Source organism: Paenibacillus radicis (ex Xue et al. 2023) (assembly GCF_024722015.1).
Taxonomy (GTDB): Bacteria; Bacillota; Bacilli; order Paenibacillales; family NBRC-103111; genus Paenibacillus_S.
The window spans coordinates 296,846-321,743 of record NZ_JANQBD010000006.1; the positions used below are offsets into that span (position 1 = coordinate 296,846).

At 44.6% G+C, this 24,898-nt stretch carries 23 protein-coding genes; 3 read left to right on the forward strand and 20 right to left on the reverse strand.

Features of this window, described 5'->3' with window-relative positions; all coding sequences use genetic code 11:
- Window positions 1–94: 94 nt before the first annotated feature.
- Window positions 95–943, reverse strand: coding sequence for an AraC family transcriptional regulator (locus tag NV381_RS10595; RefSeq protein ID WP_258213241.1), 849 nt, complete (start codon window positions 941–943; stop codon window positions 95–97).
- 149 nt (window positions 944–1,092) lie between these two features.
- Here NV381_RS10595 and NV381_RS10600 point away from each other — a divergent pair, with 149 nt between their 5' ends.
- Entirely contained in the window at window positions 1,093–2,289 is a 1,197-nt protein-coding gene (locus NV381_RS10600; RefSeq protein WP_258213242.1) for a Gfo/Idh/MocA family protein, read from the forward strand.
- Between the two features lie 19 nt (window positions 2,290–2,308).
- Window positions 2,309–3,130, forward strand: coding sequence for a sugar phosphate isomerase/epimerase family protein (locus NV381_RS10605; RefSeq protein WP_258213243.1), 822 nt, complete (start codon window positions 2,309–2,311; stop codon window positions 3,128–3,130).
- Between the two features lie 135 nt (window positions 3,131–3,265).
- Here the strand turns inward: NV381_RS10605 and NV381_RS10610 are convergent, their stop codons facing one another.
- From NV381_RS10610 to NV381_RS10625, 4 genes are all read right to left on the reverse strand, one after another.
- Window positions 3,266–5,026, reverse strand: a complete 1,761-nt coding sequence (locus NV381_RS10610; RefSeq protein ID WP_258213244.1) for a hypothetical protein — start codon at window positions 5,024–5,026, stop codon at window positions 3,266–3,268.
- 116 nt (window positions 5,027–5,142) lie between these two features.
- Entirely contained in the window at window positions 5,143–6,393 is a 1,251-nt protein-coding gene (locus tag NV381_RS10615; RefSeq protein ID WP_258213245.1) for an efflux RND transporter periplasmic adaptor subunit, read from the reverse strand.
- Between the two features lie 47 nt (window positions 6,394–6,440).
- Window positions 6,441–9,560: an efflux RND transporter permease subunit gene (locus tag NV381_RS10620; RefSeq protein WP_258213246.1), complete on the reverse strand. Its 3,120-nt coding sequence runs from the start codon at window positions 9,558–9,560 to the stop codon at window positions 6,441–6,443.
- Between the two features lie 86 nt (window positions 9,561–9,646).
- A complete protein-coding gene (locus tag NV381_RS10625; protein ID WP_258213247.1) occupies window positions 9,647–10,147 on the reverse strand; it encodes a GbsR/MarR family transcriptional regulator in 501 nt (166 codons plus the stop codon).
- A 272-nt stretch (window positions 10,148–10,419) separates the two neighbouring features.
- Between NV381_RS10625 and NV381_RS10630 the strand changes: the two genes are divergently transcribed.
- Window positions 10,420–11,292 (forward strand): TetR/AcrR family transcriptional regulator, encoded by an 873-nt coding sequence (locus tag NV381_RS10630; protein WP_258213248.1) that lies wholly within the window; start codon window positions 10,420–10,422, stop codon window positions 11,290–11,292.
- Window positions 11,293–11,588: 296 nt separating this feature from the next.
- Here NV381_RS10630 and NV381_RS10635 read toward each other — a convergent pair whose 3' ends face one another.
- The 15 genes from NV381_RS10635 to NV381_RS10705 form a co-directional block, all read right to left on the reverse strand.
- The gene (locus NV381_RS10635) at window positions 11,589–12,293 is read right to left on the reverse strand and encodes a glycerophosphodiester phosphodiesterase (protein ID WP_258213249.1); all 705 of its coding nucleotides are present in this window, start codon (window positions 12,291–12,293) and stop codon (window positions 11,589–11,591) included.
- Between the two features lie 34 nt (window positions 12,294–12,327).
- Window positions 12,328–13,458, reverse strand: a complete 1,131-nt coding sequence (locus NV381_RS10640; protein WP_258213250.1) for a hypothetical protein — start codon at window positions 13,456–13,458, stop codon at window positions 12,328–12,330.
- Window positions 13,455–14,210 carry a glycerophosphodiester phosphodiesterase gene (locus NV381_RS10645; RefSeq protein ID WP_258213251.1) on the reverse strand — a complete coding sequence of 252 codons (756 nt, stop codon included), beginning with the start codon at window positions 14,208–14,210 and terminating at the stop codon, window positions 13,455–13,457. The genes NV381_RS10640 and NV381_RS10645 overlap by 4 nt, the downstream gene beginning before the upstream one ends.
- Before the next feature lie 26 nt (window positions 14,211–14,236).
- Window positions 14,237–15,067: a carbohydrate ABC transporter permease gene (locus NV381_RS10650; protein ID WP_258213252.1), complete on the reverse strand. Its 831-nt coding sequence runs from the start codon at window positions 15,065–15,067 to the stop codon at window positions 14,237–14,239.
- Between the two features lie 12 nt (window positions 15,068–15,079).
- Complete coding sequence (locus tag NV381_RS10655) at window positions 15,080–15,946, reverse strand: carbohydrate ABC transporter permease (RefSeq protein ID WP_258213283.1); 867 nt, start codon at window positions 15,944–15,946, stop codon at window positions 15,080–15,082.
- A gap of 157 nt (window positions 15,947–16,103) precedes the next feature.
- Window positions 16,104–17,411: an ABC transporter substrate-binding protein gene (locus NV381_RS10660; protein ID WP_258213253.1), complete on the reverse strand. Its 1,308-nt coding sequence runs from the start codon at window positions 17,409–17,411 to the stop codon at window positions 16,104–16,106.
- A gap of 304 nt (window positions 17,412–17,715) precedes the next feature.
- On the reverse strand, window positions 17,716–18,471 hold the full coding sequence (locus tag NV381_RS10665; protein ID WP_258213254.1) for an MgtC/SapB family protein: 756 nt from the start codon (window positions 18,469–18,471) through the stop codon (window positions 17,716–17,718).
- A 125-nt stretch (window positions 18,472–18,596) separates the two neighbouring features.
- The gene (locus NV381_RS10670; protein WP_258213255.1) at window positions 18,597–19,151 is read right to left on the reverse strand and encodes a glycerol-3-phosphate responsive antiterminator; all 555 of its coding nucleotides are present in this window, start codon (window positions 19,149–19,151) and stop codon (window positions 18,597–18,599) included.
- A gap of 47 nt (window positions 19,152–19,198) precedes the next feature.
- Window positions 19,199–19,969 carry an HAD-IIA family hydrolase gene (locus NV381_RS10675; protein WP_258213256.1) on the reverse strand — a complete coding sequence of 257 codons (771 nt, stop codon included), beginning with the start codon at window positions 19,967–19,969 and terminating at the stop codon, window positions 19,199–19,201.
- A gap of 265 nt (window positions 19,970–20,234) precedes the next feature.
- Window positions 20,235–21,173 (reverse strand): hypothetical protein, encoded by a 939-nt coding sequence (locus tag NV381_RS10680; protein WP_258213257.1) that lies wholly within the window; start codon window positions 21,171–21,173, stop codon window positions 20,235–20,237.
- 15 nt (window positions 21,174–21,188) lie between these two features.
- Window positions 21,189–22,136 carry a hypothetical protein gene (locus NV381_RS10685; RefSeq protein WP_258213258.1) on the reverse strand — a complete coding sequence of 316 codons (948 nt, stop codon included), beginning with the start codon at window positions 22,134–22,136 and terminating at the stop codon, window positions 21,189–21,191.
- On the reverse strand, window positions 22,129–22,998 hold the full coding sequence (locus tag NV381_RS10690; protein ID WP_258213259.1) for a cell division protein FtsX: 870 nt from the start codon (window positions 22,996–22,998) through the stop codon (window positions 22,129–22,131). Before NV381_RS10690 ends, NV381_RS10685 begins: the two co-directional genes overlap by 8 nt.
- Window positions 22,995–23,642, reverse strand: a complete 648-nt coding sequence (locus NV381_RS10695) for a cell division ATP-binding protein FtsE (protein WP_258213260.1) — start codon at window positions 23,640–23,642, stop codon at window positions 22,995–22,997. Before NV381_RS10695 ends, NV381_RS10690 begins: the two co-directional genes overlap by 4 nt.
- Window positions 23,642–24,247 (reverse strand): hypothetical protein, encoded by a 606-nt coding sequence (locus NV381_RS10700; RefSeq protein WP_258213261.1) that lies wholly within the window; start codon window positions 24,245–24,247, stop codon window positions 23,642–23,644. The genes NV381_RS10695 and NV381_RS10700 overlap by 1 nt, the downstream gene beginning before the upstream one ends.
- A complete protein-coding gene (locus NV381_RS10705; RefSeq protein ID WP_258213262.1) occupies window positions 24,247–24,882 on the reverse strand; it encodes a phosphate starvation-inducible protein PhoH in 636 nt (211 codons plus the stop codon). The genes NV381_RS10700 and NV381_RS10705 overlap by 1 nt, the downstream gene beginning before the upstream one ends.
- Window positions 24,883–24,898: the final 16 nt, after the last annotated feature.

Genomic DNA, 24,898 nt, shown 5'->3' on the forward strand with positions numbered 1-24,898 from the left:
ATCATTATATGATTAAAATAAATCAATATTTGAAAAAATTATTCAAAAAGAAGCTGCCTACCCTGAGATCGCCCTACGGTAAAGATTAGGTTTATCAGGAAATCGTACTTTCCGTGCTTTTAAGATACTCCCTCGGCGTCACTCCAATTCTTTTCTTAAACATCCTCAAAAAGCTGGAATAATCGTTAAAGCCCGACTTCATACATGCCTCCGTCACATTGCTGCCTTGCGAAAGATATTTTTTGGCCAAAGAGATCCGCTTGTAAATAATGTACTCATGAATTGTACTGCCCGTATATTTCTTAAACAGCTTAATCAAATAATACTTATTGATATAGAATTCTTTTTCCAGTTGATCTAGCGACAGGTTCTGGTCTAGGTTTTGTTCAATATAGTCCAGTATGGGCGATAGCTTCTGATGCATATTAATGCCGGTATCCGAATGCTTTTGATTCAAAAACAGCTGATTAATCAACACCAGTATTTCCATAAAGCAGCTGAATTTCAGCAGCTCGGCCCCCCCGGAAGGATTTTTAAGCAAATATTCATATTTCATAAAAAGGCTTTCCAACGCTGCAATTTCTTTCTGGGTTAACGACATCTTGTTCTGCTCTCCGTTAGCCCGGTTATAAAAGCATTCTAGCGGATCGAAGCCGGCAGTCTGAAACAACATCGCCATTGACGGATTAAATTCAATCACAATTCGTTCATATAGTGCATCTGAAGAGAAGGCGGGCTTATGGATCTCATGCTCATTCGTAATAATTAAATCTCCAAATTGCAGCGGGTAGATTGTTTTTTCCACAAAATATTTAACATCTCCCTTCAGCAAGAAATAAATTTCACAGCCTCGGTGGAGATGGAAATCGATTTTGGATACTTGCTTTTGGACATGCGTATATTTGATGTTCTGATCGATATGATCTAAATAGGCGGCGAACATAAATGACACCCGCTCCTCTCTGCATATGTCAAATATTAAACCAATTAAAACAATATTTATATCAAAAAAGACAAGGAACTAGCATAAATTATAATATATTCTGATAAGTATTGAAAATCAATTTAACAAAATATGGAGGCGGAATACTTATGAGCGTTCAAGCAAAGCTGAAGGTCGGGCTGATCGGTGTAGGCGGCATCGGCGGGCATCACGTACAATATTTACAGACTATGGACAATATCGAGCTCGTTGGTGTATGCGACACGAATAAAGAGAAAGCAGATTCAGTAGCAGCTAAAGCTAATACAACCGCTTATTACACTTATCAGGAGTTGTTTGACCAATCGGGTCTTGAAGCCGTCATTATTGCAGTTCCTCATTATGATCATACGCCAATTAGCGTGGAAGCGTTTCACCGGGGGCTGCATGTTATGTGCGAGAAGCCTTTGGCCGTTCATCTCAACGATGCTTATCAAACAATTGAAGCCTATGAGGCGGCCAAGCTTATCAATCCGAATATTGAGTTTGCGCTGATGTTTCAAGAACGCACCCTTCCTTTTTATATGAAAATAAAAGAGATATTAAGCAGCGGAGAGCTTGGACATCTTACCAGAGCTACATGGATCCATACAGCCTGGTTCCGTTCACAAGCTTATTATGACGGTGGGGATTGGCGTGCTACTTGGGCCGGGGAAGGCGGCGGCATTTTAACCAATCAATGTCCTCATACTCTGGATATGTATCAATACTTATTTGGCTTGCCTTCCGAAATAACAGGCCACGCGCATATCGGCAAGTATCATAATATCGAAGTCGAGGACGAAGTGACCGCTTATTTTGAGCATGACAATGGAATGATCGGTCATTTGATCGTCACAACTGCCGAATCACCGGGAACAAACAGAATGGAAATTATCGGAGAAAACGGCAAGCTGGTTTATGAAAATGAAAAGCTGATCTTTTACCGCAACCGCATCTCGATGCTGAAATATAGCCAAGAAACGCCAAACCGTTTTGAAAAGCTGGAAAATTGGTACACCGAAATACCAGTAAATACGAATGCTCCTTCAGGACATAAAGTAGTTACCCAGAAGTTTGCGCAGCGGATACTGACGGGGACTGGAGAATTGATAGCGCATGGAACTGAGGGAGTAAATTCCCTTACCCTTGCCAATGGGATTATGCTGTCTTCCTTCAAAAAGCAAACCGTCGAAGTTCCTTTTGATACAGATGAATATGAAAGCAAGCTGCGCGATTTGATCCGCACCTCCAAGTTTGTGAAGCCAGCAGCAGCTCAAAACGCAGCAAATACGGATTTCACGAAGTCATTCAGCACCAGCAAATAATAGGACGGGGGATTGACGAATGGTTAAAATTACATGTTTTGCGGATGAAATTTCTCAGGAATTAGACGAACAGCTCAACGTATTGGAGCAAGAAGGAGTACGCTATCTGGAGCTGCGGGGCGTTTGGGGCAAAAATGTGCTGGATTTGACAGAAGAAGATAAGCAGCTAATAAAAACGAAGCTTCAGGAACGCGGCTTTCGAATTTCATCGATTGGATCACCTATTGGGAAATATGAGATCACGGACAACTTTACGCCTCAGCTTGAGGCGCTGGATCGCGCTATTGCTGCAGCTCATTTTTTCGAGACGCCTTATATCCGTATTTTTTCGTTTAGAACTCCAAGCAATAAGCCTGTAGAAAACTATCGCGAAGACGTACTGCACAGAATGTATCAGCTGACGAAGGCTGCAGCCAAAGAGAATATCATTCTATTACTGGAAAACGACAGCAACTTATATGGAAATACAGATGATCGATGCCTGGAAATATTGGACCACTGCCAATCGCCGCATCTGCGGACAGCCTTCGATCCGGGGAATTATGTAATGAACCATGTCATCCCGATGACCGCGGCTTATCCTAAGGTGTCCTCATACATCGACTATATTCATGTCAAAGATGCAACAACGGAGCCGCGCCATTTTGTTCCGGCTGGCTTGGGCGATGGGCAGCTGGTTGAGCTAATAGGAGAGTTAAAGCAGATCGGATTTTCAGGCTTTCTATCCGTAGAGCCTCATCTGACTCACTATTTGCCTGAAGCCAGCAACCCGGAGCGTGTTGTGACAGCGATTCAAGCTTTAAAGCTGCTGCTTGATAACGCAGGCGTGGCTTGGGAGTGACCCTAGTCCTCAAGTTCAAACAAACAAGCTTCCAAAACCACTATCAAAGTGGAAATGGAAGCTTGTTTGTCTGTACTATCAGCATTATAAATGTTATGAGAAAACTCCGGAAATGTCTTTTGAGGCAGTATAAATTTATCTAAAAGGCCGGCTAAACTCGGTCACCAATCGTTTGAATTCTCCGCTTTCAGTTGTAAAAATCTCGTAAATCTTTAAGGTAAGCGGGGAATCGAATTGCTCAGAGGTCCCGGCAAAGGAAATATTATTCTCGCCGGAAACCAAACGCTCCTGGCCTATCAAGGATTTCGCAGCGCTAGCTACAAGCCGGCCCGTTGCATCATACAGTTCAAATTGAAGACGCGGGAAGTTCGCATCGACTTGAGTCTCCTTTTGACGCTGGATATCTAATAAGAACTTGCCTTTGTACGTATATTGATGCGTAGAAGTATTGAACAAATACGAGATATCCCAGTGCTCAACGGCTACATCAAATGGATACATACTGAATTTATCCTCAGCAGAAGGTGCTTGCAACTGGACACCGTATGAAGCGATCGTCGATTTGAAAGCTGTAGAGCCAGCCGTTTTAGTGCCGGCGGTATCCTGAATTTTCAATCCTAACCCTTTACCAGTCTCTGTAGAAGGTAGAATGTAAGCATAATTCACAGTAATTCCCGAATTCGGCAGTACGGTTGTTGTTGTCATCGTTTGGCGCTTACCGCTGTATTGATAGCCGTCTGAGCTAACCAATTCTGTTTGAAATACCGGAATCGCGAGTGGGCGGTCACTACGGTTATACAGCCTGAATTTAGCTGTCACCTGCTTGCTTCCCTCATCTTCGTTATCGCTCATTTGGAATTCAACCAGCGATACCTGCATATCAGGATGAATCAATTCACTGCGGGTATCAAATTTCATGATGCTGCCCAGTGCGTAGGATGAGTAGGATTGTGCTGCAGCTGAACCAGGTAACAAAATGTTCAATCGTCCCACTTGATACTGAACAACATTTGCGGCAGTCGCACCTGATTGAGCAAAGCTCTCCGTGGTCAGCAGGTTCAAGCTTGATAACACTGTATCCTGGTCAGTTGGTATTACATAATGGATGTACTTATCTTCTTTCGCATCCAGCGCTATAGTACCTTCTTCTACTTTTTTACCTGAAAAGACTTTCGCATCTGTTCTACCATCAATAGTGAATTCAGGAATTGTCTCCCGTTGTGCCGATGGATTGTGGGCAAGCAATTGTACGACATACACATTACCTTGAGCCGTAGACTCTTTATGGATATCAATCGGTGTATATTGAATAGGTGATACAAGTGTTGGAATTTGGAAACTGTCAGCCCATTTGCGCACCGCTGTCGGATCCGTAATAGGCGTATCAACACCGCTCCACGGTTGTGTTGTTACAGGAATGGCCGTGATCAGAGTTTCTTTCTTTGGATAAACATAAACGTCCACATCTGTCCAATTTACCTCGCTTAACGTCACCTTATCCGTCCGGTCCAATACAACCATATAGCTTAAATCCGTCGTTGTCTTTGGCTGAATCGCTTTCGGATTGGAAGCACTTGACTGTAAAGTATATACAGTGCCTTCGCTTGTTACGGCACGAAGTTCGTATTCCGGCACCCGAGTTACTGCAGCGCTGCTATTCCCCATTTTTACAACTACGCCAATTCTTGTTCCTTCTAATATACGTTCATTCAGTACGCTTTTCACTTCAACGTTCAGTGCATCTGTTAGTGGATAAACCTTTGCTTCAGTCTGTGCAACAACTGCTTGCACGGGGCTAACGTTAATTGCCTCATCTGCAAAAGCCTGACTGCCGAAACTCATGACGGATGCGGAGAGTACGATGGTAGCTAAAGTAACGGTCAACTTCTTGTTCATTTAATTTCCTCCTGTCACAAGCAAGCGTAGCCTATAGGGCAGCTGTCCTCAAGCCTTCAGCTGCACCCTTCTGCATCCGCTCTACTCTTTATTGGTCCTATCCTGTTAGCTGGTTTTTATTGAGCGAGCTGTACTTTTTCCTTATCCTTCAATTGATGCTGTCCTGAAGTAACGAGCTGTTCGCCCTCTTTTACTCCTTTAAGCACCTCTTGATAGGTCTCATTCAGACGGCCAAGCTCAACCTTGCGCTTCTCAACGGTATCACCTGTCAAAATAAACACGAACGTCTCACCGCCCTCCCGAACAACACTTAACGTAGGTACAGTAACAACGATTTGATCCTGATCTTCTGTAAGGAGAACCTGAGCTTTCATACCCGGTCTAAGCTTACGATCTGCATTCGGCACTTCCAGCTCCAATGAATAGGATTTAGACTGGGCGCTTACAACATCTGCCAGATAGCTCACTTTCCCTTTCAGCTTCTCCGTAGAACCCGAGATGTAAAAGGAAAGCTCTTGCTTGCCGCGCACCAGCTTCGCTGCCTCCTCGGTAAGCTCCGCTTTAATCTTAATCGGATCCAGCTGTTGAATCTGTGCCGCGCGGAAGCCTGCCGCTAACGTCATGCCTACTTCTAACGGGAGATCCGTAAGCACTCCGCTCACACTTGCTTTCACTTCCATATGCTCCAGCGTGCGGTCTGCTTCACGAATCGATACTTCCGAGGTTTGCAGCCCCTGCTCCAGCTGTGATAAGGAATTCGTCGTCTCCAGCGTCTTCAGCTTCTGTTGATTGCTTGCAAGATCAAGACGTTGGTTATTCAACTGCGTCTCTGTTTGCTCCAGCTGAAATTTGGTCACGAGCCCCAGGTCATAATCATTACGCATCTTGCTGTAATTTTTATCGGCTTCTTTAATAGAAGATTCGAGCTTAATGATGCCATTTTGTAGGTCCAACTTACTGTTCACCAAATCTTCACGAGCCTTAGCCAACTGCTGCCCTGTGCCTGAGATGCTAATTTGCGCCTTTTCTTTGGAAATCAGCACATCGGTCGGATCCAATCTGAAGATGACCTCACCCTTCTCTACCATATCGCCGCGCTTCTTCAATATCTCCTGTACATCTCCGCCTACTTTGACAGGGACATCCAGCTGTATAGAAGATGCAATATCAGCCACCTGCTCCAATGGCTCACTTATCTTTTTCTTCTCAATTTTGTTAACCTTTACTTGCTTGAGCTGAACCTCGTCTGCTTGTGCAGGCTGAGCTTTGGGTGCTGACGAGCAGCCTGCGATAAGGGCCGTGCTGAGAACGATTGCGCCCATAATTTTTGCACCTTTGTGAACCTTGTTCGCATTTTCTGGTTTCATTGGACGTTTCTCCTTTATACGTATCTTTCTATTCAACTGGCCCAAGCTTAATGCAAGGAGTTCGCAGCGGCATTAGCAGCCGTTACACGATTTCCCTTTTTATTGAAAAGACGTGAAATACGAACCTTCATTCTATCGATAATTTCATAAACTACAGGCACCACAACTAATGTAAGCAAGGTCGAAGTCACCAAACCGCCTATAACAACAACGGCCAAGCCTTTGGATATCAGAGAGCCTTCCGAGAAACCGAGCCCCAGAGGCAATAAAGACAATATGGTCGCTCCAGCCGTCATTATAATAGGACGTAATCTTGTCAAACCAGCTTTAACGACAGCCTCGCGCATTTCCAGACCTTCCTTGCGAAGCTGCTGCACCCGATCTATTAATACAATAGCATTGGTGACCACGACCCCAATCAACATCAAAAATCCGATGAGAGAAGTAATATTGATCGATTCTCCTGCAATCAACAATCCGAGGAATCCCCCAATTGCGGCAAGCGGCAAGGAAAATAAAATAACGAATGGCGCGCTCGCATTACCGAATGCGATAACCAAGACCAGGAATACTAGAAAGATCGCAGCACCCATAGCAACGGCCATTTGACCAAAGCTTTCCTGAATGTCCTCATTTACCCCTTGTACTTGTGTTCGGATACCGCCTGGAAGAGACACAGACTTTAAGGCTTCCGTTACTTTCGTGCTCATGCCGCCTTTATCTTTGCTATCGATTTTTGCGGTAATTTTGACATATTGCTCCTGCATTTCACGAGTAATAGCTGCCGGAGCCTCCACTTGCCGGATTTTTGCGATATCATTCAATGCTACCACTGCACCCGTCGAAGTTGTCATCGTAATCCGACCAAGCTTTTCCATCGAATTTTTGAAGTCATCGTCTACCATAACTTGTGTAGCAAAGGTTACATTGTCGAACTTAATGTCGCCAATCGACGCTTCTGCCAGCCACAATCGGACGGTATCTGTAATTTGTGCGGAAGACAATCCGTAGACACGAGCTTTATTCTGATCCACACTAACAACAACCTGCATTTTCTTCTCGTTTAGGCTGTCTTTAATATCTTTAAGCTCAGGAAATTCCTTCAGCTTCTGTTTAATAAGCTCAGCCCCGACTACCAGCTGATTCAAGTCTTCACCCTTAAGCAGGTAGGAGAAGTCATCCGAAGAACCGCCCATACTGCCCGCCAGCAGCGCCCCTTCAACTTCCGATCCTTTCGGAACCATACCCAGCATAATATTCTTATATTCTTCGGCCATCTTTTTCGCATCAGATGCTTTGGATACAGACGCAATAATACTTGCACGATAAGCAACCCGCTCACCGCTTGTACTCTGCATGTCATACCCTACCATCGACTCGAAATAATCAAAGGCCGGTTGACCTGCAGAGTCTTTTGCTTCCTTAAGAACCGTCTCAATTTCCTTCACTTTCAAATCCATGGATTCTATCGAGGTTTCCTGAGGAAGCTTCAACGTATATTGCACTTGCTTGTTGGATTCGCTGTCAGGCATGAAGGCGAAAGGAAGGAAAGGAACTGTTCCTCCAATCGAGATGACAAATGCAAGAAATGAAACCAATACCGTCTTCTTAGGATTATTTAATGACCAGCTTAAAATGGACTTGTATTTGGCAGTGAATTTACCCACATGCTCTTCATCATGATGCTTGATCTTATCATTGTTTAGAACCAAGAGCATCGCTAGCATTGGGATCACAGTTAAAGCCACTATTAGTGAGGATAAAAGCGCAACAACAAGCGTAATGGCAAATGGCCGGAAAATATCGCCCAAAACTCCGCCAACAAATGCTATCGGTAAAAATACACCCGCAGTCGTAAGCGTTGAGGATGTAATAGCTGAAGCTACCCGTGAGGTTGCCAGCTTAATTACGGACTCATTGCGCTCGCGCGCTTGCTGCAGCTCACTGTATATATTCTCAATAACAACAATCGAATCATCGACGACCCGGCCGACGGCTATCGTCAAGCCCCCTAACGTCATTACATTAAGAGTAATATCCAGGGAAGCCATAACACAAAGTGTTGTTAAGATCGATAATGGAATTGAAACCAATACAATCATCGTCATACGTACATTTTTCAGAAATAAAAGTATCATTACTGAAGCCAGTATTGCCCCCAGAATACCTTCCTTCAGCATACCGTTGATTGATTTTTTTACATCATTAGCCGCATTATAAACCGGTGTAAATTGCAGGTTCGGATATTCCTTCGTCCAACCGGCAAATAATTTGTCAACCTCGTCGGCAAATCGTACCGTATTGGCATCTTTTCCTTTAAATAATGTGAGCCCGATTGCCGGACTGCCATCTAGTCGGGCAATAAATTTGGAGTCCGAAATGGCCTCGACCTTGGAAATATCCTTTAAAAGCACGATATCCCCTTTAGGTGAGGTAATCTTCATATTCTCCAGATTATAAATCGTGTTCAAGTCACTTTCTATTCGAACCGATTGTGAGCTGCCGCTAAAATCAACCTTACCTGCCGGGCTCGTCATCAGAGCAGTCTGGATGCTTTGCGACACAAGTGCAGGTGTCAGACCGTAGTTATTAATCGCGTTAATATTCAGCTTAAGCTTAAGAGTTGCTTCCTGTTGTCCGACCGAATCCACATGATCGATTCCGTCCATAGCGCTTAACGTAGGCTCAATAACATCCTCATAAATACGGTTAAGCTCTTCTTGGTTCATGTTGTTATTTCCATGAACTGCCGCGAAGTAAACGGGGAAATCACTGCTCCCGAACTTGGAAACCTTCGGTTCGCTTGCGCCAACAGGCAGCTTAATGTCCTTAATGGCACTTTCGATGTCCCTCTTTGCATCATCAGGGCTGCGTCCGTTAACCAACTCAACGGTAATTGCGGAGAAGTTGTCGTTAGAAGTAGAGGAAACCTTCTTCATACCCTCAATTCCTACAATCCTCTTTTCCAGAACCTTGGTTACATTCTCCATAACATCCTTTGGAGGGGCAGGATACACCGTGCTTACAAATACGACTGGCAATGAAATATCAGGCATGCTCTCCTGTTTCAGCGTCGTAGCGGAGAAGGTGCCGGCAACGAATAGGATAACGCTTATAATAATGATCGCTGCGACATTTTTCAAAGAAAAATCAGTAAATTTGTTCATCTCTCTACTCCTCCATCAAATTACATCAAGCGAATCTGTAAATATTATGAATCCTTGATTATGAAAGTGAGCTTTTAAACCCACACTCACGGCAATGGTCTCTTCAGCTGCCATTCCTCATGCAGTTCTCCCATGCGTGAAATAAACATCCCACACAGCATAGACATATTTTGGAATCTTCGTCTAATGATGTTGCAGCCTTCTTCATCATGCGATTCCACATTGGACGGATGAGGGAATCCAGCCAAAGCTCCGTCTACGGCTTGTTTAACCGAGTTGAATTTACCTATTTCATTCCGAACAATATTGATTCCAAAGTCATCCGTAATGTAATAGTAATCTTTCCTATCATTCTGGATCGGGACCTTATGACACAGATGCTTAAGCTCCATAGTTCGGATTTGAACGCTTATAGCCGCCTTGGAAACAGATAACTCCTCGGCCATTTGCTGCAGGCTTATAGGCTCTGATGAAAAAAGCAGTAAGGTATACATCTTACCGACGAGCGGACTAAAGCCTTCATGTTCCAGGTAAAGGGACATAAAGTTGCTAATATTCAGCTTCAATTCTTCAATGGTGTTAGACATAGGCGCTTGGGTATCTCCTTCCGTTAGTTTCATTCCCATCATTAAGAACCATGTTAATCATTTTGCATTAGTGTTTTGACTGACTGGTCATTCTATTAGTAATATAATTCAAATACTGTATCCAAATCAACCTATTTTTTCCCATAACACGTATAATTCCTTAAAATTGACCAGTCGGTCACATGTTTGACATAAACTAAATCCAAGTATACAATGGCTTTACTACTACCATTCGGTACCTTGAATGGAGAAAATAAGGGGTGTGAACCGGCATGAATGACAAAAAACTGCAGATCATACAAGCCGCAATCAAGCTCTTCGGTGACCGGGACTATCACACCACATCTGTTCAGGACATCGTTAGCTTAGCCGGAGTATCCAAAGGTGCCTTCTATCTGCACTTTCACTCCAAGGAAGAACTGCTAATTGCTGTATTCAGCTACTATATGGATGGACAAAGTATTTATCTGAAAGAAATTCAATCGAATTCTTCCCTGACTCCCAGGGAGAAAATAATCAACGCTATCCAATTCCAATGTCAGGTTATTATGGGAGACCAGGACTTCCTTTCGATGCATATGAAGGGAATCGCTTTTATGAACAACACGGTTAAGGAAATGATGATCGATCATAGCATGCAAACCGTCAGATGGATGGAACAGCAAATTCTCGAGCTGTATGGACCGGAGATTGCGGTTCATTCCTTTGATTGCGCTAATCTATTGAACGGTATGCTGAAGGAATATTTCTTCTACTTTATCGTTTACGCTCACCCTATTAACAGCCAACAGCTTGCTGAATATTTAATGAACCGTATGGATGATATCGCTTACGGAATTATGAATAAACCAACATCGCCTATTTTATATGCAACACTTATTTGCCCCGAACAGAGCCAAGCTATAACGAAGGAAACCTGGCTCCAAAAAGCTCATTCCGTTAAGGACTGGATTGAAGCTAATACTGACAGCACCAAATCCACCGAAACCATGGTCCAGTCCATGGATGCGATTATTCAAGAGGCTCTTAAAGAGCAGCCCAATCAGATCATTATTAAAGGCATGTATAATTATTTAATATCTTTAGCAAACGGAAATCCGGGAATCATCGAAAAGCTGACGTTATTATTCGAAGGCCAGAAATAAGCAGCCTTCTTCTCTTCCACCCACACCCAGTTGCATCTACAGAAATAGAAGACAATAGCGAAAGTCTTATTCCTTTATTGCATAGAAAAAGCATAAAAACAGAGAGATAGCGGAATTAACTACTTCCGTTATCTCTCTGTTTTTATGTATTAGTCCTCGTATTCGACCAAATAACGGAGCTCTCTGTTCCGTTCAAATCCCTAAGAGCTTATAGCAGTCTCGCCGTCCTTGGTGGACGATCAAGTCATCAAGGTTGAGCCAAACAAAATATTAAGCTCTAATCTCCTTTATACGCGCTACCCTTGCTCTACACACTGCTTCCATAATTCCAGCTGGTTCGTACACACCCATATATTCGGATATGTGCTCCGTAATTCACGCATTTCTTCCTCATCATCTATCGTCCAGGCGATAAGCTGTATGCCTTGCTCCTCGCAGCGTTGAACAAAATCGTCGGTTAAGTATATATATTTGACCGATACATAACGCGCCCTGATTTGCTCGGCAAATGAGAACACCGAAGGGGTCGCTCCATAGATGACCAAGCCGAGCTCGATCTCCTCGGACAGCTCCCTCATTCTGGCGATCGAGTAATGATCGAAGGATGTTACAAAAACTTGATCGAGAACCTCGCAGGAGTGAATTACTTCAAGAACCTTTTCTTCCAAACCGGGATACAGATTCCCGCTTTGCTTTAATTCAATATCCACCGAAGTCCGCCCTTTCGCTAGCCTCAAGACTTCCTCCAGTGTCGGGATCGGCGAGCCTCCCCCTGCATCCAATTTACGCAGTTCGTTAAACGTATAATCAATAACTCGGCCTTTGCCGTTCGTAGTACGATTCACTGTCGTATCATGGATAACTACAGGAACTCCATCCTTGGTCAGCTGAACATCCAGCTCCAAATGACTAAAGGATAAATCTATTGCTGCTTGAAACGAAGGTATCGTATTCTCCGGGTATTTCTTCGGGTATCCTCTGTGCGCCAGACCTGGAATCATTATTATATCCTCCCATATCAATTCATTTGAGCTGTTATTCATTTAACGGCAATATTTGAATACGATCCAAGGCGTAGCTCGATGAGGTCTTGTATTTAGCAGCTCCGGATTCAAACAAAATATGCAATTGGCCGGCCGACTCAAATATGCCTTCTGACATCGGAGGCAGCTCCATTTTGTCTGCTTCGTTCTTGCTGTCCAAAAACCATACGGGAACCTCTGTCGATCTTACTGCAGCTTTGGAATGAGGCTTCTCCGTCATATTGATGTTAAATCGATACAGCGTGCTCGCATTGTTCCTTCCATAAGACTGGCTAAGCCAGATATGGTCCTTGGCTACACTCATTCCTTGAATTCGATCAGGCAGCGATAGAATATAATCCGGGGAAATCGGTCCTTGACCCTGATCCGGCTTCACCGAAGGAAGGTCAGTCTCAGGATTAAGTCTATATCCTTCTGCCCAGGCCTTATGCTGCTTGTCATCCCTATTCATTAAATAATGGGACTTATCCGTCGGATAGTCGCTTCCGTGAGCAAATTCGCCGATCCAAAGAATGCCATCCTCATAAGCGGTAAAGGAGGCGCGTGTGTCACTCTGTACAGATCCTGCAAAAGCAAGCTTGCCGCCATTTTCCGCTTTGATGATATCCTCCAAATTCACATAATAAACATCCTTGTCCGAAGAAATCCAAACATGCTGTTTACTGGCAGTAATCCCGCCAGCATGACCAGTATAGGGGGTGCCGGTATTTTTGTAAAGCTCGACAGCCTTCACCATTTTACCTGAGGAGGCATCAATGACGGACAAGAGACTTGTCTTGCCATCCTCCCTGTAATGGGAAACCAGCATCCACTTTTTATCCTCTACGTAAGCGAGCCCTTGTGGAACCGCGTTTTGCAATAGCGCCGGAACAATAGGGCCAGGCTTGGCTTTCTGAAGGAAAGGCTTAATCTCTGGCATATCAACGCGGAATTTGATTCCCGCTTCTTCCTGTGTAATACCCGCTGCACCCGTGGCAGGCTTTTCCTTCGGTGCAGCAGTATTGGGCGAAGCCGCCGCCGCTGAAGCAGGCTTGACTTCCACCGCTGCCGGCTGTTGTTGGCAGCCGGTAGCGGTTAAGAGAAGCGTACAAATCAGCGTCGGCAGCAGTAAGGATGACTTCATTCCGCCGCTCCCTGCTGTCTTCTTTGCTGCAGCAATTCCCGCAGCCTTCCAGGATAATCCGTAATGATCCCTGATACTCCATAGTCGATAGCTAATGCCATTTGATCCTCGTCATTAATTGTCCAGGGATATACCTTCAATCCAAGTGCAATTGCATCAGATACTGTCTCTTTATCCATCCCTTTATAATTCGGATGCAGTGAGTATAATGTAGCTTCGAAGCTATCGACTAAATCTGAATTGCTCCCTGTATTGAGTTCATACAGCAGACCGACCTTCGCTTCAGGTTCCAATTTCTTTAAATTAAGCAAGTTTTTATGATTAAAGGAGGATACAACTACATTATGCATACGGTCCTTTTTCTTCATTAAATCAAGCAGCAGCGGTTCCAGCCTGCCTTCAGTTGAATGTTTAATTTCCACATTAATCATCACCTCCGCAGGAACGAGATCAAACACCTCCTCTAACAAAGGCACCCTTTCACCCTCGTACTTCTCGTGGAACCACCGGCCCGCGTCAGCTTTCTTGATCTCCTCAAGCCTCATATCATGGACGGAGCCTGTCATGTCTGTCGTTCTATCCAAGGTAGAGTCGTGGATGACGATAATTTCATCGTCCTTGGTCAAATGAATATCCAATTCGATACCGTCGCAGCCTTGTTCAAGCCCCAGTCGAAAAGCCCCTAATGTATTTTCCGGCGCCTCGCCTTTGGCACCCCGGTGAGCAATTACTAAAGTTTGATCTAATCCCATTTCGAATCTCTCCTTTTTATAAGTGTCTACTTAAATGTTGAATTCGCCATTGCAGCCACGATATATTTTTGAGCGAATACAAACACAATGACAATCGGCAGTATAACTAATAAGCTGGCTGACATAAGCAGATGGAAATTTAACGATTCGTTGCCTCCTATGGAGTCACGCATCATTGCTACACCAACAGTTAATACACGCATGGTATTGGAATTAGTCATAACGAGCGGCCAGAAATAGGAGTTCCAGCTGTGAATAAAGCTGATAACAATTAATGTCACTACAGTGGGCATTGCCATAGGGGTCAAGATTCTATATAGAACCTGAAGTCGATTTGCGCCATCTACCTTAGCTGCCTCTATAACATCATTATTAATGGATCTGAACATTTGACGCAACAAGAAAATTCCATAAGCCGAAGCTGCATGAGGAATTATAAGTGCATAATAAGTATTGATCCAGCCCAGATCAGACATCATCACATAAATCGGAACAAATACGACCTGCTCAGGGACGATCAACGCAGCAAGAACAAGAACAAACAGCTTATCTCTTCCAACAAATGAGCCTTTTGCAAAGGCATAGGCTGCCATAATGCCAATGTTGATTTGCAGAAACACTATTCCAACCGTTTGGATAACTGTGTTAACTGTAAAGCGATAGAAAGGAATTGTTTTGAATGCAGTCGCAAAATTTTCCCACATCAGCTTCTCAGGCCAAAAGCTCGGAATGGCCAGCCTTAGCTCGGCAGGCGTCTTCAATGCCGTCACAATCATCCAGTAGATCGGGAAAAACATGATCAGCGTGATGCAAATGGCCACTATCAAACGGGTAGTTTTTAAAACCGGACTCTTCATTTGTCTATATACCTACCCTTCGTAATGGACTTTCTTCTTGGATATGTACAATTGAATACTCGTCAGTATGATGATGATAATAAAGAATAAGATGACCAAGGCTGATGCTCTGCCTGTTCTAAATTCAGTGAAGGCCATTTCGTAAATCCAATAAACCATAGCTTTGGTTGATTCCAGCGGTCCACCGTTCGTCATTACATCAACGGATTGGAACACCTGCATGGATGAAATAAAATTAGTGATGATCAGAAATAGAGAGGTTGGAGACAGTAAAGGTATCGTGATTTTCCAAAATTGAGTCCATTTGGTAGCCCCGTCAATGCTGGAAGCCTCATAATACTCAACCGGAATACTTCTAAGACCGGCAATAAAAATAATCATCGTGAAGCCGACGCCCTTCCAGACGGATACCAGTATAAGCACCCATAGTGCCGTGCGGGTATTGGTTAACCATAGAACAGGCTCGATTCCTAGCATCTTGAGCAGCTCATTCATCAATCCGAATTGCCCATTGAAAATCCATATAAAGATCATCGATACGATAACCATGGATATATAGTGCGGCATAAAGATAACCATACGCAATACATTGTAGAACTTTGAAACGGAATTGAACAACAATGCCAACAAAAGTCCAATTCCCAAGGTAAGAAATACATCAAAAACGGTGTAGGTAAATGTTATTTTTAATACATTGTAAAATGTATCGCTGGTCAATAAGTAGGTGTAATTATCAAACCCAACGAATTTCTTCACTGGCTTCGTCATGTTCCAATTAGTGAAGCTAAGGTAGAGTGAATTAAATAATGGATAATAAATAAATAAAACTAAAATAACTAATGCGGGTAAAGCAAAAGAAAAATCTTTAAACCCTTCCATAAACTTGGATGGAGCCTTTCGGCTGGTCTTGTCTCGAACTAATACTTCAACCTGTAATTTGCTGTCCGTCGCTTTCATCGCGACTCCCCTCTCGCTTGCGATAATGAACCGTAATGCGGGTTACTTAGGCTCCCGCATTACGGACTAAAACCTATCTTTATTGATCTGCTATGATTCTATTAATTTCTTTGATGCTATCTTTCATAAGAGGTACCGGGTCAGCATTTTCAAGAATCATTTTACCAACGACCTCCATATATTGCTTGGAGAATTCCGGATAAGCCGGATGTTGCGGACGTCCTACAACATTGTCGAAATTTTCAAATACGGCTTTATATTGCGGCAGCTTTTCGAAGTATTTCTTGCCTTCATCTGTAGTGACAACCGACTTGTGAGTCGGCAAATATCCGGTTCCTTCAGCCCATTTGATATTGTTTTCAGCACCTGTCATAAAGCTAACAAATTTCCAGGCGGCTTCTTTTTGCTTAGCCGGCGCGCCTTCCATCATAACAATTCCTGCTCCGCCGATATGAGACTTTCTTTCTTTATCCCCAGGAATGAACGAAACTCCTACTTCAAACTTGGCGTTTTCCAGATATGTTTTAATAATAGCGGAGGAATGTTGTACCATGGCTACCTTTTCTTCAAGGAACATTTGCCTCATCGTATCCGATGCACCTTTTCCGTAGCCCATTTGCATGGAGCCATCCTGCATCCATTTACGGAAATTTTGAATCCATTTCAAGCTGTCCGGCTGATCGAGCATTGTTTTTTTGTGATCCGGACTCAGAATAGCTCCTCCGCCATTAGAAACCCAAGGATCATAGTACCAAGTATCCCAACCAGGTACAGAGAATGCATAACGAGTGGTTTTACCGTTTTCCTTCAATGTCACCTTTTTATTAAAGTCCTCAATTTCAGCCCATGTTTGCGGAGGCTTCACGCCGAGCTTATCCAGCAACGTTTTATTGTAAACGAAGACGCTTGTGCTGACGATTAGAGGAAATCCATATTGCTTATCATTATAAGCATACGCCTGCAGCATACCTTTGGAGAAATCGTTCATATCCACTTTATCCCGCTTGATGTAGGGAGTCATATCCGCAAACACTCCGCCATCGGCAAAGTTCGGAAGAACGGATACCTCTACGTTCGTCACTGCAGGGACATCCTTGGCCGCAACGGCTGCCTGGAGCTTTTTATGTAAATCAGGATACCCGCCTTGGTAAACCGGCTCAACCGTAATGTTAGGATACTTCTTCTGGAACTCGGCAATCATGTAGTTTAAAGCAGCAATTTGAGGTTCTGCATGCGAATGCCAATACTGGATAGTAACCGGAGAATTGTCGGCTGCAGGAGCTTTTGCTACCTCCGTTTGTTGGCTTGCATTGTTAGAGCAGCCTACCGCCAAGCCCAAGGACATAGAAGAAACAGTGAGTACAGAAAGCCATTTATTCAATTTCATTGTTAAAATACCCCTTTCTCTTCTTATCAATTTAGATAGAAACGCATCCACTCAACTATAACAGAGAATGCAAAAAAGGAGAGCATCGAGAACACAAGAAACAGAAAGGAGCCGGCATAAATACGCACGGTCCGTTCGTCTCTTGGGTTGTCTCAATGATCTCCGCACCCAATCGTTATTGAACGAAATAAAGCGTTTTCTTAATTCATTTAAAATTATCCCATATCACCTATCGATAGTCAATACCTACATGAAATCTTAATATTACCATTAAAACAAGAAGAATACAATGTATGCAACTCAATCAAAGCGCTTCCAAAGCAGATCCTTTCATACTATCCGGTTTTGCCAGGCCCTTGGATTCCATCGACAGTATATCTCCGGAAGCAGAGATCCCTTCCATCGCCAACAGAAGCGTCTCCCCTTGCTTGGATTTCAAGCTGAAGCATAGCTCCATCACCGGTTCTTCAATGCCCGAAACCTCAACGGTTCCTTCCGGTCTCATTTTGACATTGACGATCTGAATCCCATGTTTTCCAAAATTCGTCGCGATATTTCCAAGAGCACCTGGCCTGTCAATAATTTTAATCACCACCTCCATGGTTCTCCGGTTTCGCATCAAGTGCTTCTCCCATTTGTTTAATACAAACAGGCTTAAGAGCACCATAACGGTTGCCAGAGCAGCGCAATAAAAGAAACCCGCTCCCACACATAAGCCAATAGCTGCCACTACCCAAACGGATGCCGCTGTCGTCAGCCCCGATACGGTAGAGCCGGTACGCATAATGGTTCCAGCTCCCAGAAAACCGATACCGCTGATGACCTGAGCTGCCAACCGCGCAGGGTCGGTACGCACATTGACCTCATTTACAAATTGTGAGAACCCATATATAGACAGCAACATGATGGCTGCAGATCCAATACAGACCAGAATGTGCGTTCTCAAACCTGCCGCATGATTATTCCATTCACGCTCAAGTCCTACCAAGCCTCCCAGTCCCGCAGCCAGCAGTATGCGTATCGTTAATTCCAGATGGGTGATATGCCAAACACTATCCATGCTAACTCACCTCCTTAAAATTTAAATAGGAAAAACCCCAGTAGAAAAAGTGCAATAAACCCGCACCTTTTCCAAAGAGGTTTCTCAGATAATCTCTCCCGCTTGGAATTAGAGGCTATTTAACTTCACCATAATTCAGATGTTCCTGCAGATACCGCAAGTGCTCCTGCTTCGAGTGCATCCTCAATCTCCTGATGCGTCCCGACAAGGCCACCTGCTATAATCGGAAGGGAGGTCATATCTGTCATCTCCCTAATGACTCGGGGCATGATACCCGGCATCACTTCAATCGCGTCAGGCTTGCTCTGCTCAGCCGCCTTAATACCTCTGACAACGGCACTTCGGTCAATCAAAAATATACGCTGTATCGCCATTAAACCGGCTTCCTTAGCTCCTCTAATCAAGTTGCTCTTGGTAGAGATGATTCCGGTAGGCTGTATATATTGTGCGACATACGCAACACCGCTGCGGTCAGCCGCAATACCTTCGATAAACTCCATATGAATAAATACTTGCTTGTTGGCTGCTTTCACTTGGTCCACCAAATCCTTGATGTTAAAGATAGACCCTACCAGAAGGAAAACAATATTAACTTGACTTTTAATAGCTAGATCCATATCTTCTAATCTCTGTACAGCTGCAATGGTTTGATGTTCTACCAGATCGACAATCGGATACAATCAGTTCCCCGCCTTTCGTTGAAGTGAGAACATTATAACATGGTTGGTTATAAATCTACGACATCTTTAATACTTGAAACAATATGGTGGGGACGGTGGGTTGTCAGCTCCGCCATTTCTGCCGTACTGACTCCAGTCAGTACAAGGACGGATACCATGCCTGCCTCATTAGCCATTTTTATATCCGTTTCCAATCGATCACCAATCATCAAGCAGTCCTTATAATCCAAGCCCAGATGGGCAACGGCCGCCTCTGCTGCTATTAATGATGGCTTGCCGACAACCAAATCAATCGCCTTCCCCGTAGCTACCTCAAGTGCGGCGATGAATGTGCCTGTGTCGGGAATTTGCCCACCGTCCAACGGACATGTCGTATCCGGGTTGGAGGCGATGACAACGGCGCCTTTGACAGCCGCTTGATACACGCTGTTCAGTTTATCGTAAGTAAACTGCCGATCCCATGATAATACAACATACTCGGCGCTGTCGCTTTCATGCGTTATGGGAATCCCATATTCCGCAAGCTCCTCATTGATTGGCTCTTCTCCAATAACAAAAACTTTTTCTCCGGCTTTAAGACGCCGCTGCAAGTATTGGGCAACAATTTGCGAAGAGTTCAATACGTCCTCCAGGCTTGTCGGAATTCCCATTTTATTCAGCTTATCTACGTAGGATTGTCGGGTTGCAATAGGTTTGTTGGACAAGAACACTACCTTGTCTCCACGAGCTCTTAAAGCTTGAATAGCCTCTGAAGCCCCATCTATCATCTTGTCTCCCAAATATACCGTACCATCCAAGTCAAAAATGTATCCTCTCACTCTGTCTGCCTCACTCTCAAGTAAAATTGTTAGCAGCACTGGAAAAAAACAAAAAAAACCTTATCACAGTAAACACATCCACCCCCAATAGGACGGATATGATTACGGATAAGGTTTTCTCCAGGACTCGTGCCTAACCGTATATTCATTATTGTACCCAAGTATAGAACCTGAACGAACTTTCTGTCAACAAAAATTTATTATTCAATAAAATGCGGTACGCACAATCCGCTTTATCGTAATGGTGAACAAACCCAATTAAAGGTTATTTGCGCGCACGGTATGATGAAGGCTTTTTAATAAATAACCAACCTGCAACAATAATCAGCAGCAAGCCTGCGATGGCAGGAACATAGGGAAAACTGGTCTTGGCATCCAGTTGGGCTGACGAAGCATCAGGGGTATGACCGGAATGTGCTTGTGTAAGGCCTCCTTGCTGCCCGCCTCCTACTGGAGCTGGAGCCTGCATGTCTTTGTGCTCTCGCTTCTCAAATGTAATAAGCTGAAGCTGCTCCTTGCCTTCCGCATTTATTAGCCAGGCTTCCTGAATGCTGCTCCCTTTCCAAGATGTTGGATCCGTTAAACCATTCACTACTTTGGGATGTGCGCTAAGCGAGTAGCTTTTCCCATTTAGTTGTAAGGAATATACTTGAACTGATTTGCCGGTTTCGTCCTTCTGCTCCTGAACGGTAATTTGCTCGACGGCACCTGCCGGCCCCTTCAAGAAACCAGCCCGCTCAAACAGCGTTTGGCCGTTAACCGGGATACGAAGATAGTCTGCCATAAATAAGACAAAGTCTTCCCTTGTCAACTCACTCTCAGGCTGCTTCACCTTCCCTTGACCTTGAAAATAAGCCCTATTGACGTCCTCATAGGTGGCGTTTCCTTGCAGACTTGTGACAAGTCCTTTGGCCAAAGCCGCATTCTGAATGTCTTGCACTTTAGTGCTTGCTGCGCTCAGCTTCAAGAAGCTGCCTGCCCAATAAGCCAGATCTGCCCTTGTCAGCTTGTCCTTAGGTTTAAACAAGGAGGCGCTATGGTCACTCGCAATGACTCCTAATCCGCTCAGATATAAGATTTGAGCTTTCGCATCGGAGTACTGGATATCCTCGTACAGACTATTTTCATTAACGATGTGAGCCAGAGCAGCTGATGGCATAAGCAGCAGCAGTGCTATTAAAAAATAAATCATTCTTGCATACATTCCTCTTCAACCCCCTTAGTCATTGGATTTTATCAGTAAAGCTCCTGCTGTCTGTTGCACATTAAGCGAACCGGATCTTCCCGGCAGCTTACCGTAAGGAATACGGAAGCCCTGCAGCTCTTTCATTAACGTGTCAGGCATCAGGAAGCCATTAAAAAATCCAGCTTCGAATTCCAGACCCGCATACTCCCCGTTTCCTTGTGTAATCCGGCCAATTAAAATAACGTGAAGATCCGTTTTTTTGAACAGCACATAAAGATGGTCAGAGCGAAAGAAATACTCCAGACCGCTTTTTCCATTCAGCCATGCTTCGTCAAGCTTATAAGAAGATCCGTCAGGTGATGCAACAGCCCACTGCGTAAGCTCCTTGTCGATCGTTTCCTGATCCTGCTTCAGCCCGGCAATAAGCTTCACTTCCACCTCGGAGGACCAGTCAATATCCAAAAAGTTAGCCAGCTGATCAATTTCCACATTTGGATTTTGCGATAAAAACTTGGTTCTGGCACTCAAATTATCTTCAATCATAGCTAGCAGACGCCCATGTCCTTCGAGTGCTCCCTTGGTCAACCGCAGCTGAGTGTATTCCTGGTACAGAGCATCGAGCTCCTGCATATACCTGTCCAAATTGCGCTCCAGAAGCCACTGACTCCCCATCATATCAACCAGTTGCTCCGATTGCAGCATCAGAGTCATCCATGTGTCCAAACCGAATTCACTATAGAACTTCAGCTTCTTGACAGCGTTCTGCTGCCGCTTCCCATATTCCAGCTCCATAGCCTCCAGCTTCGGCTTCAATGCTTCGATTTCTTGCCTTGTGTTGCGCATTTCCTCTGTCAGCTTACTGGTTGTTTCTGTATCCTGAATAGTAACCAGAAAATCGGCAAAAGCTCCTGTAAGATGAGCATACGCACTAGCAGCAGTCAGGAGAGCGAACAATACCGTAAACAGCCCCCATTTACGCATACCCGATCAGCTTCCTTGTCGAAAAATAAGCCGCAGACAGACTTACGGCCGTACCCGCTGCTATAATCCCAACCATCGTTCCGTACAGCATGTTCATCGAAAAGGTGAAAATAAACGGGAATTGGTGCTGAAGTGGGAACAGCATATAGGAATATAACAAATAAAGGGCCAACACACTCATCAGACTGCCCATGAATCCTGTCAGCCCTCCCTCGAATAAAAACTGCCCCCTCACATGCAGCGGTTTCGCTCCCAGCAGCAGCTTGACACGAATTTCTTTTTCCCTCTGAAATAAAGCAAGATTAATCGCAATATAGACCGTCAAATACGATATGATAACGAAAAAAAGAAGCAGTGCCATGCCATACCTGTTGACATAATCAGAACCACTTTCTAACGCTGCAGCAAATTGCTGAGGATAGATCACCTCGGTTATTCCTTGTATGGAGCGCAGCTCCCCCGCAATCTTCGATGCGTTCTTGTTGTCAGTCAGCTTCAAGTGAACCGCATCTGGAATAGCGCTCTCCTTAAAGGCGCTGAGCAGATGCTCCCTTCCCTGAAAAAACACGGACAGCCTGTCGAGCATTTGCTCCTTCGTCTCTATCTCTACGGATTTCACATAGCTGTTGCGCTGTAAAATTCGTGCCACCTCAGATGAATCAACTGAAGGCTCAAGATAGGCTTTGACGCTTACCTGTGAGTCCAAATACCTCATCAGATCTCCGGCTCCGAATCGAACGAGAAACAAGATTCCCGCTATCGTCATAGCAATAAAAATCAGAGCCGCTGCGGCTGCAGCGGCTCCCATATTTCGCCTGATTCCTTCCCGCGCGTCCCTGATATAATAGTTAAGTAGGTTCATGCTCCTTGTATCCTTCCATCTTCCATCAGCAATGTTCTTGCCGGGAATCTTTCGATCAATCGCTCCGAGTGTGTGACGACAAGCATGGACATGTTCTCCTCTGCATGCAGCTCTCTTAACAAAGCCAGCATTTGAACAGCCGTTTCAGGGTCCAAATTTCCCGTTGGTTCATCCGCCAGCAGAAGAGCGGGACGACTAAGCAAAGCGCGCGCAATGGCCACTCGCTGCTGCTCTCCGCCGGATAATTGATGCGGAAGCATCTCTTCCTTGCCTTTTAATCCAACCCTATCAAGCAGCCGGAAAGCCTGCTTTTCGATATGCTCTCTGGACTGTCCCAGCACCTCACCCGTCAAGGCGACATTCTCGAGCACAGTTTTTCGTTCAAGCAGCTCGAAGGATTGAAAGATAACGCCGATCTTTCTGCGCAGATGATATTTCGGAATATCGCCAATCAAGCTTCCGCCAATTTCGATCTCCCCGGTATAGTCCGCCAAATCGCGGTACAGCAGCTTCAATAAAGTACTTTTCCCTGAGCCTGACCGTCCCTGCAAGTAGGCAAACTCCCCTGTTTGCAGTTCCAGATTCAACCCATTAAGTACAATACGTCCTCCATAGCTCTTGGTTAAATTGCTGATGCGGATCATTACCAATGGCCCTTTGCAACCCACGGCAGAAATCCATCGAGAAACCGCTCGGTAGCCGGCATGAAATAGGAGCCATAATGATATTCCGGATCGAGAGTCGTCACAATCCAAGTGCCTGCCGTGCTAACTTTATCAATATAGAGAATAGCCCCGGTATCCTCGGTCGATATAAGCACCTCCGAGCCTTCAGGCGGCCAGAACACACCATGATAATGCCAGGTAGCATCTTCCAAGGTAATGTATTGGAATAAATCATGCTCAGGTTTGCTCAATATGAGCCCGCTCCCGGCTTCCTTGTCGAGCCACCACCAGAAATTCGTTGGTCTGAATTCCCAATTTTGTCCAGGAATCCACGTCTTGGGCTGGGAGCCGAGAGCGATCACAGTTCCCCCATTTTCAGCGAATTCCCAAATTTTATTTTTGGCGGCCATAAGCAACCCCAGATGCAGCTGAGATGGAACCAGCAATACATCAATGCCATCCAGCGATGTATTTTCAAACTCGGGAAGATAGATGATTTCGTGAAGATATTGCTTGTATTTAGGCTCGTTCAAGCTGCGATAGTCATGGGAGGTACCCCCGTATAAAGCTGCAATTTTTCTCATTAGCCCGCATTCCTTTCTTGAATGCTGCGGTACTCATCCTGAGTCCACTGCATCAATTGGGAAGTGACGCGTCCGGCTGTATCCTTGCGGTCTCTGTAGCTGAAAAAATCGGCGCCTGAATGAACCAGTATCGTCCCCTTCGTGCTGCTTCGATCAATGTATGTGATCGGCTCCACACCCGCTAAAGTCAACAGCACTTCAGCATGCTCAGGAACCGGGTGATGACCTCTTGAGAAAAAACCGGATACTCCCTTATTGAAAGTCAAATCATCGCTCGTCACACCTTCAAAGATCGGATGCGGTTGATGAAAGGTAACCTTGTAATCGGTATGACTGCGGATTGTCTTCGGTATGAACATCGAGCCTCCCGGCAACCACGGACGAAACAAATGGCCAAAAAACATAAGCATCTTGCCCTGATCCAAAAAACCGCGAATGAGATCCTGCTCTTTATTCAAAAGCTCCTGATCAACCAAACCGTTGATAACTAAACACTTATAAGGCTCAAGATCGTAATGGGACAGCTCATACATATCTATAAAAGTAAAATGCTCTTGAAAATAGAGATGATTCACTCTTTGCTCTGCAAAGCTGCTGTTAGCGTGCAGCATGAGAAAGTCAGTATTCTTGTTCACATGGAGTCTCCCTTTC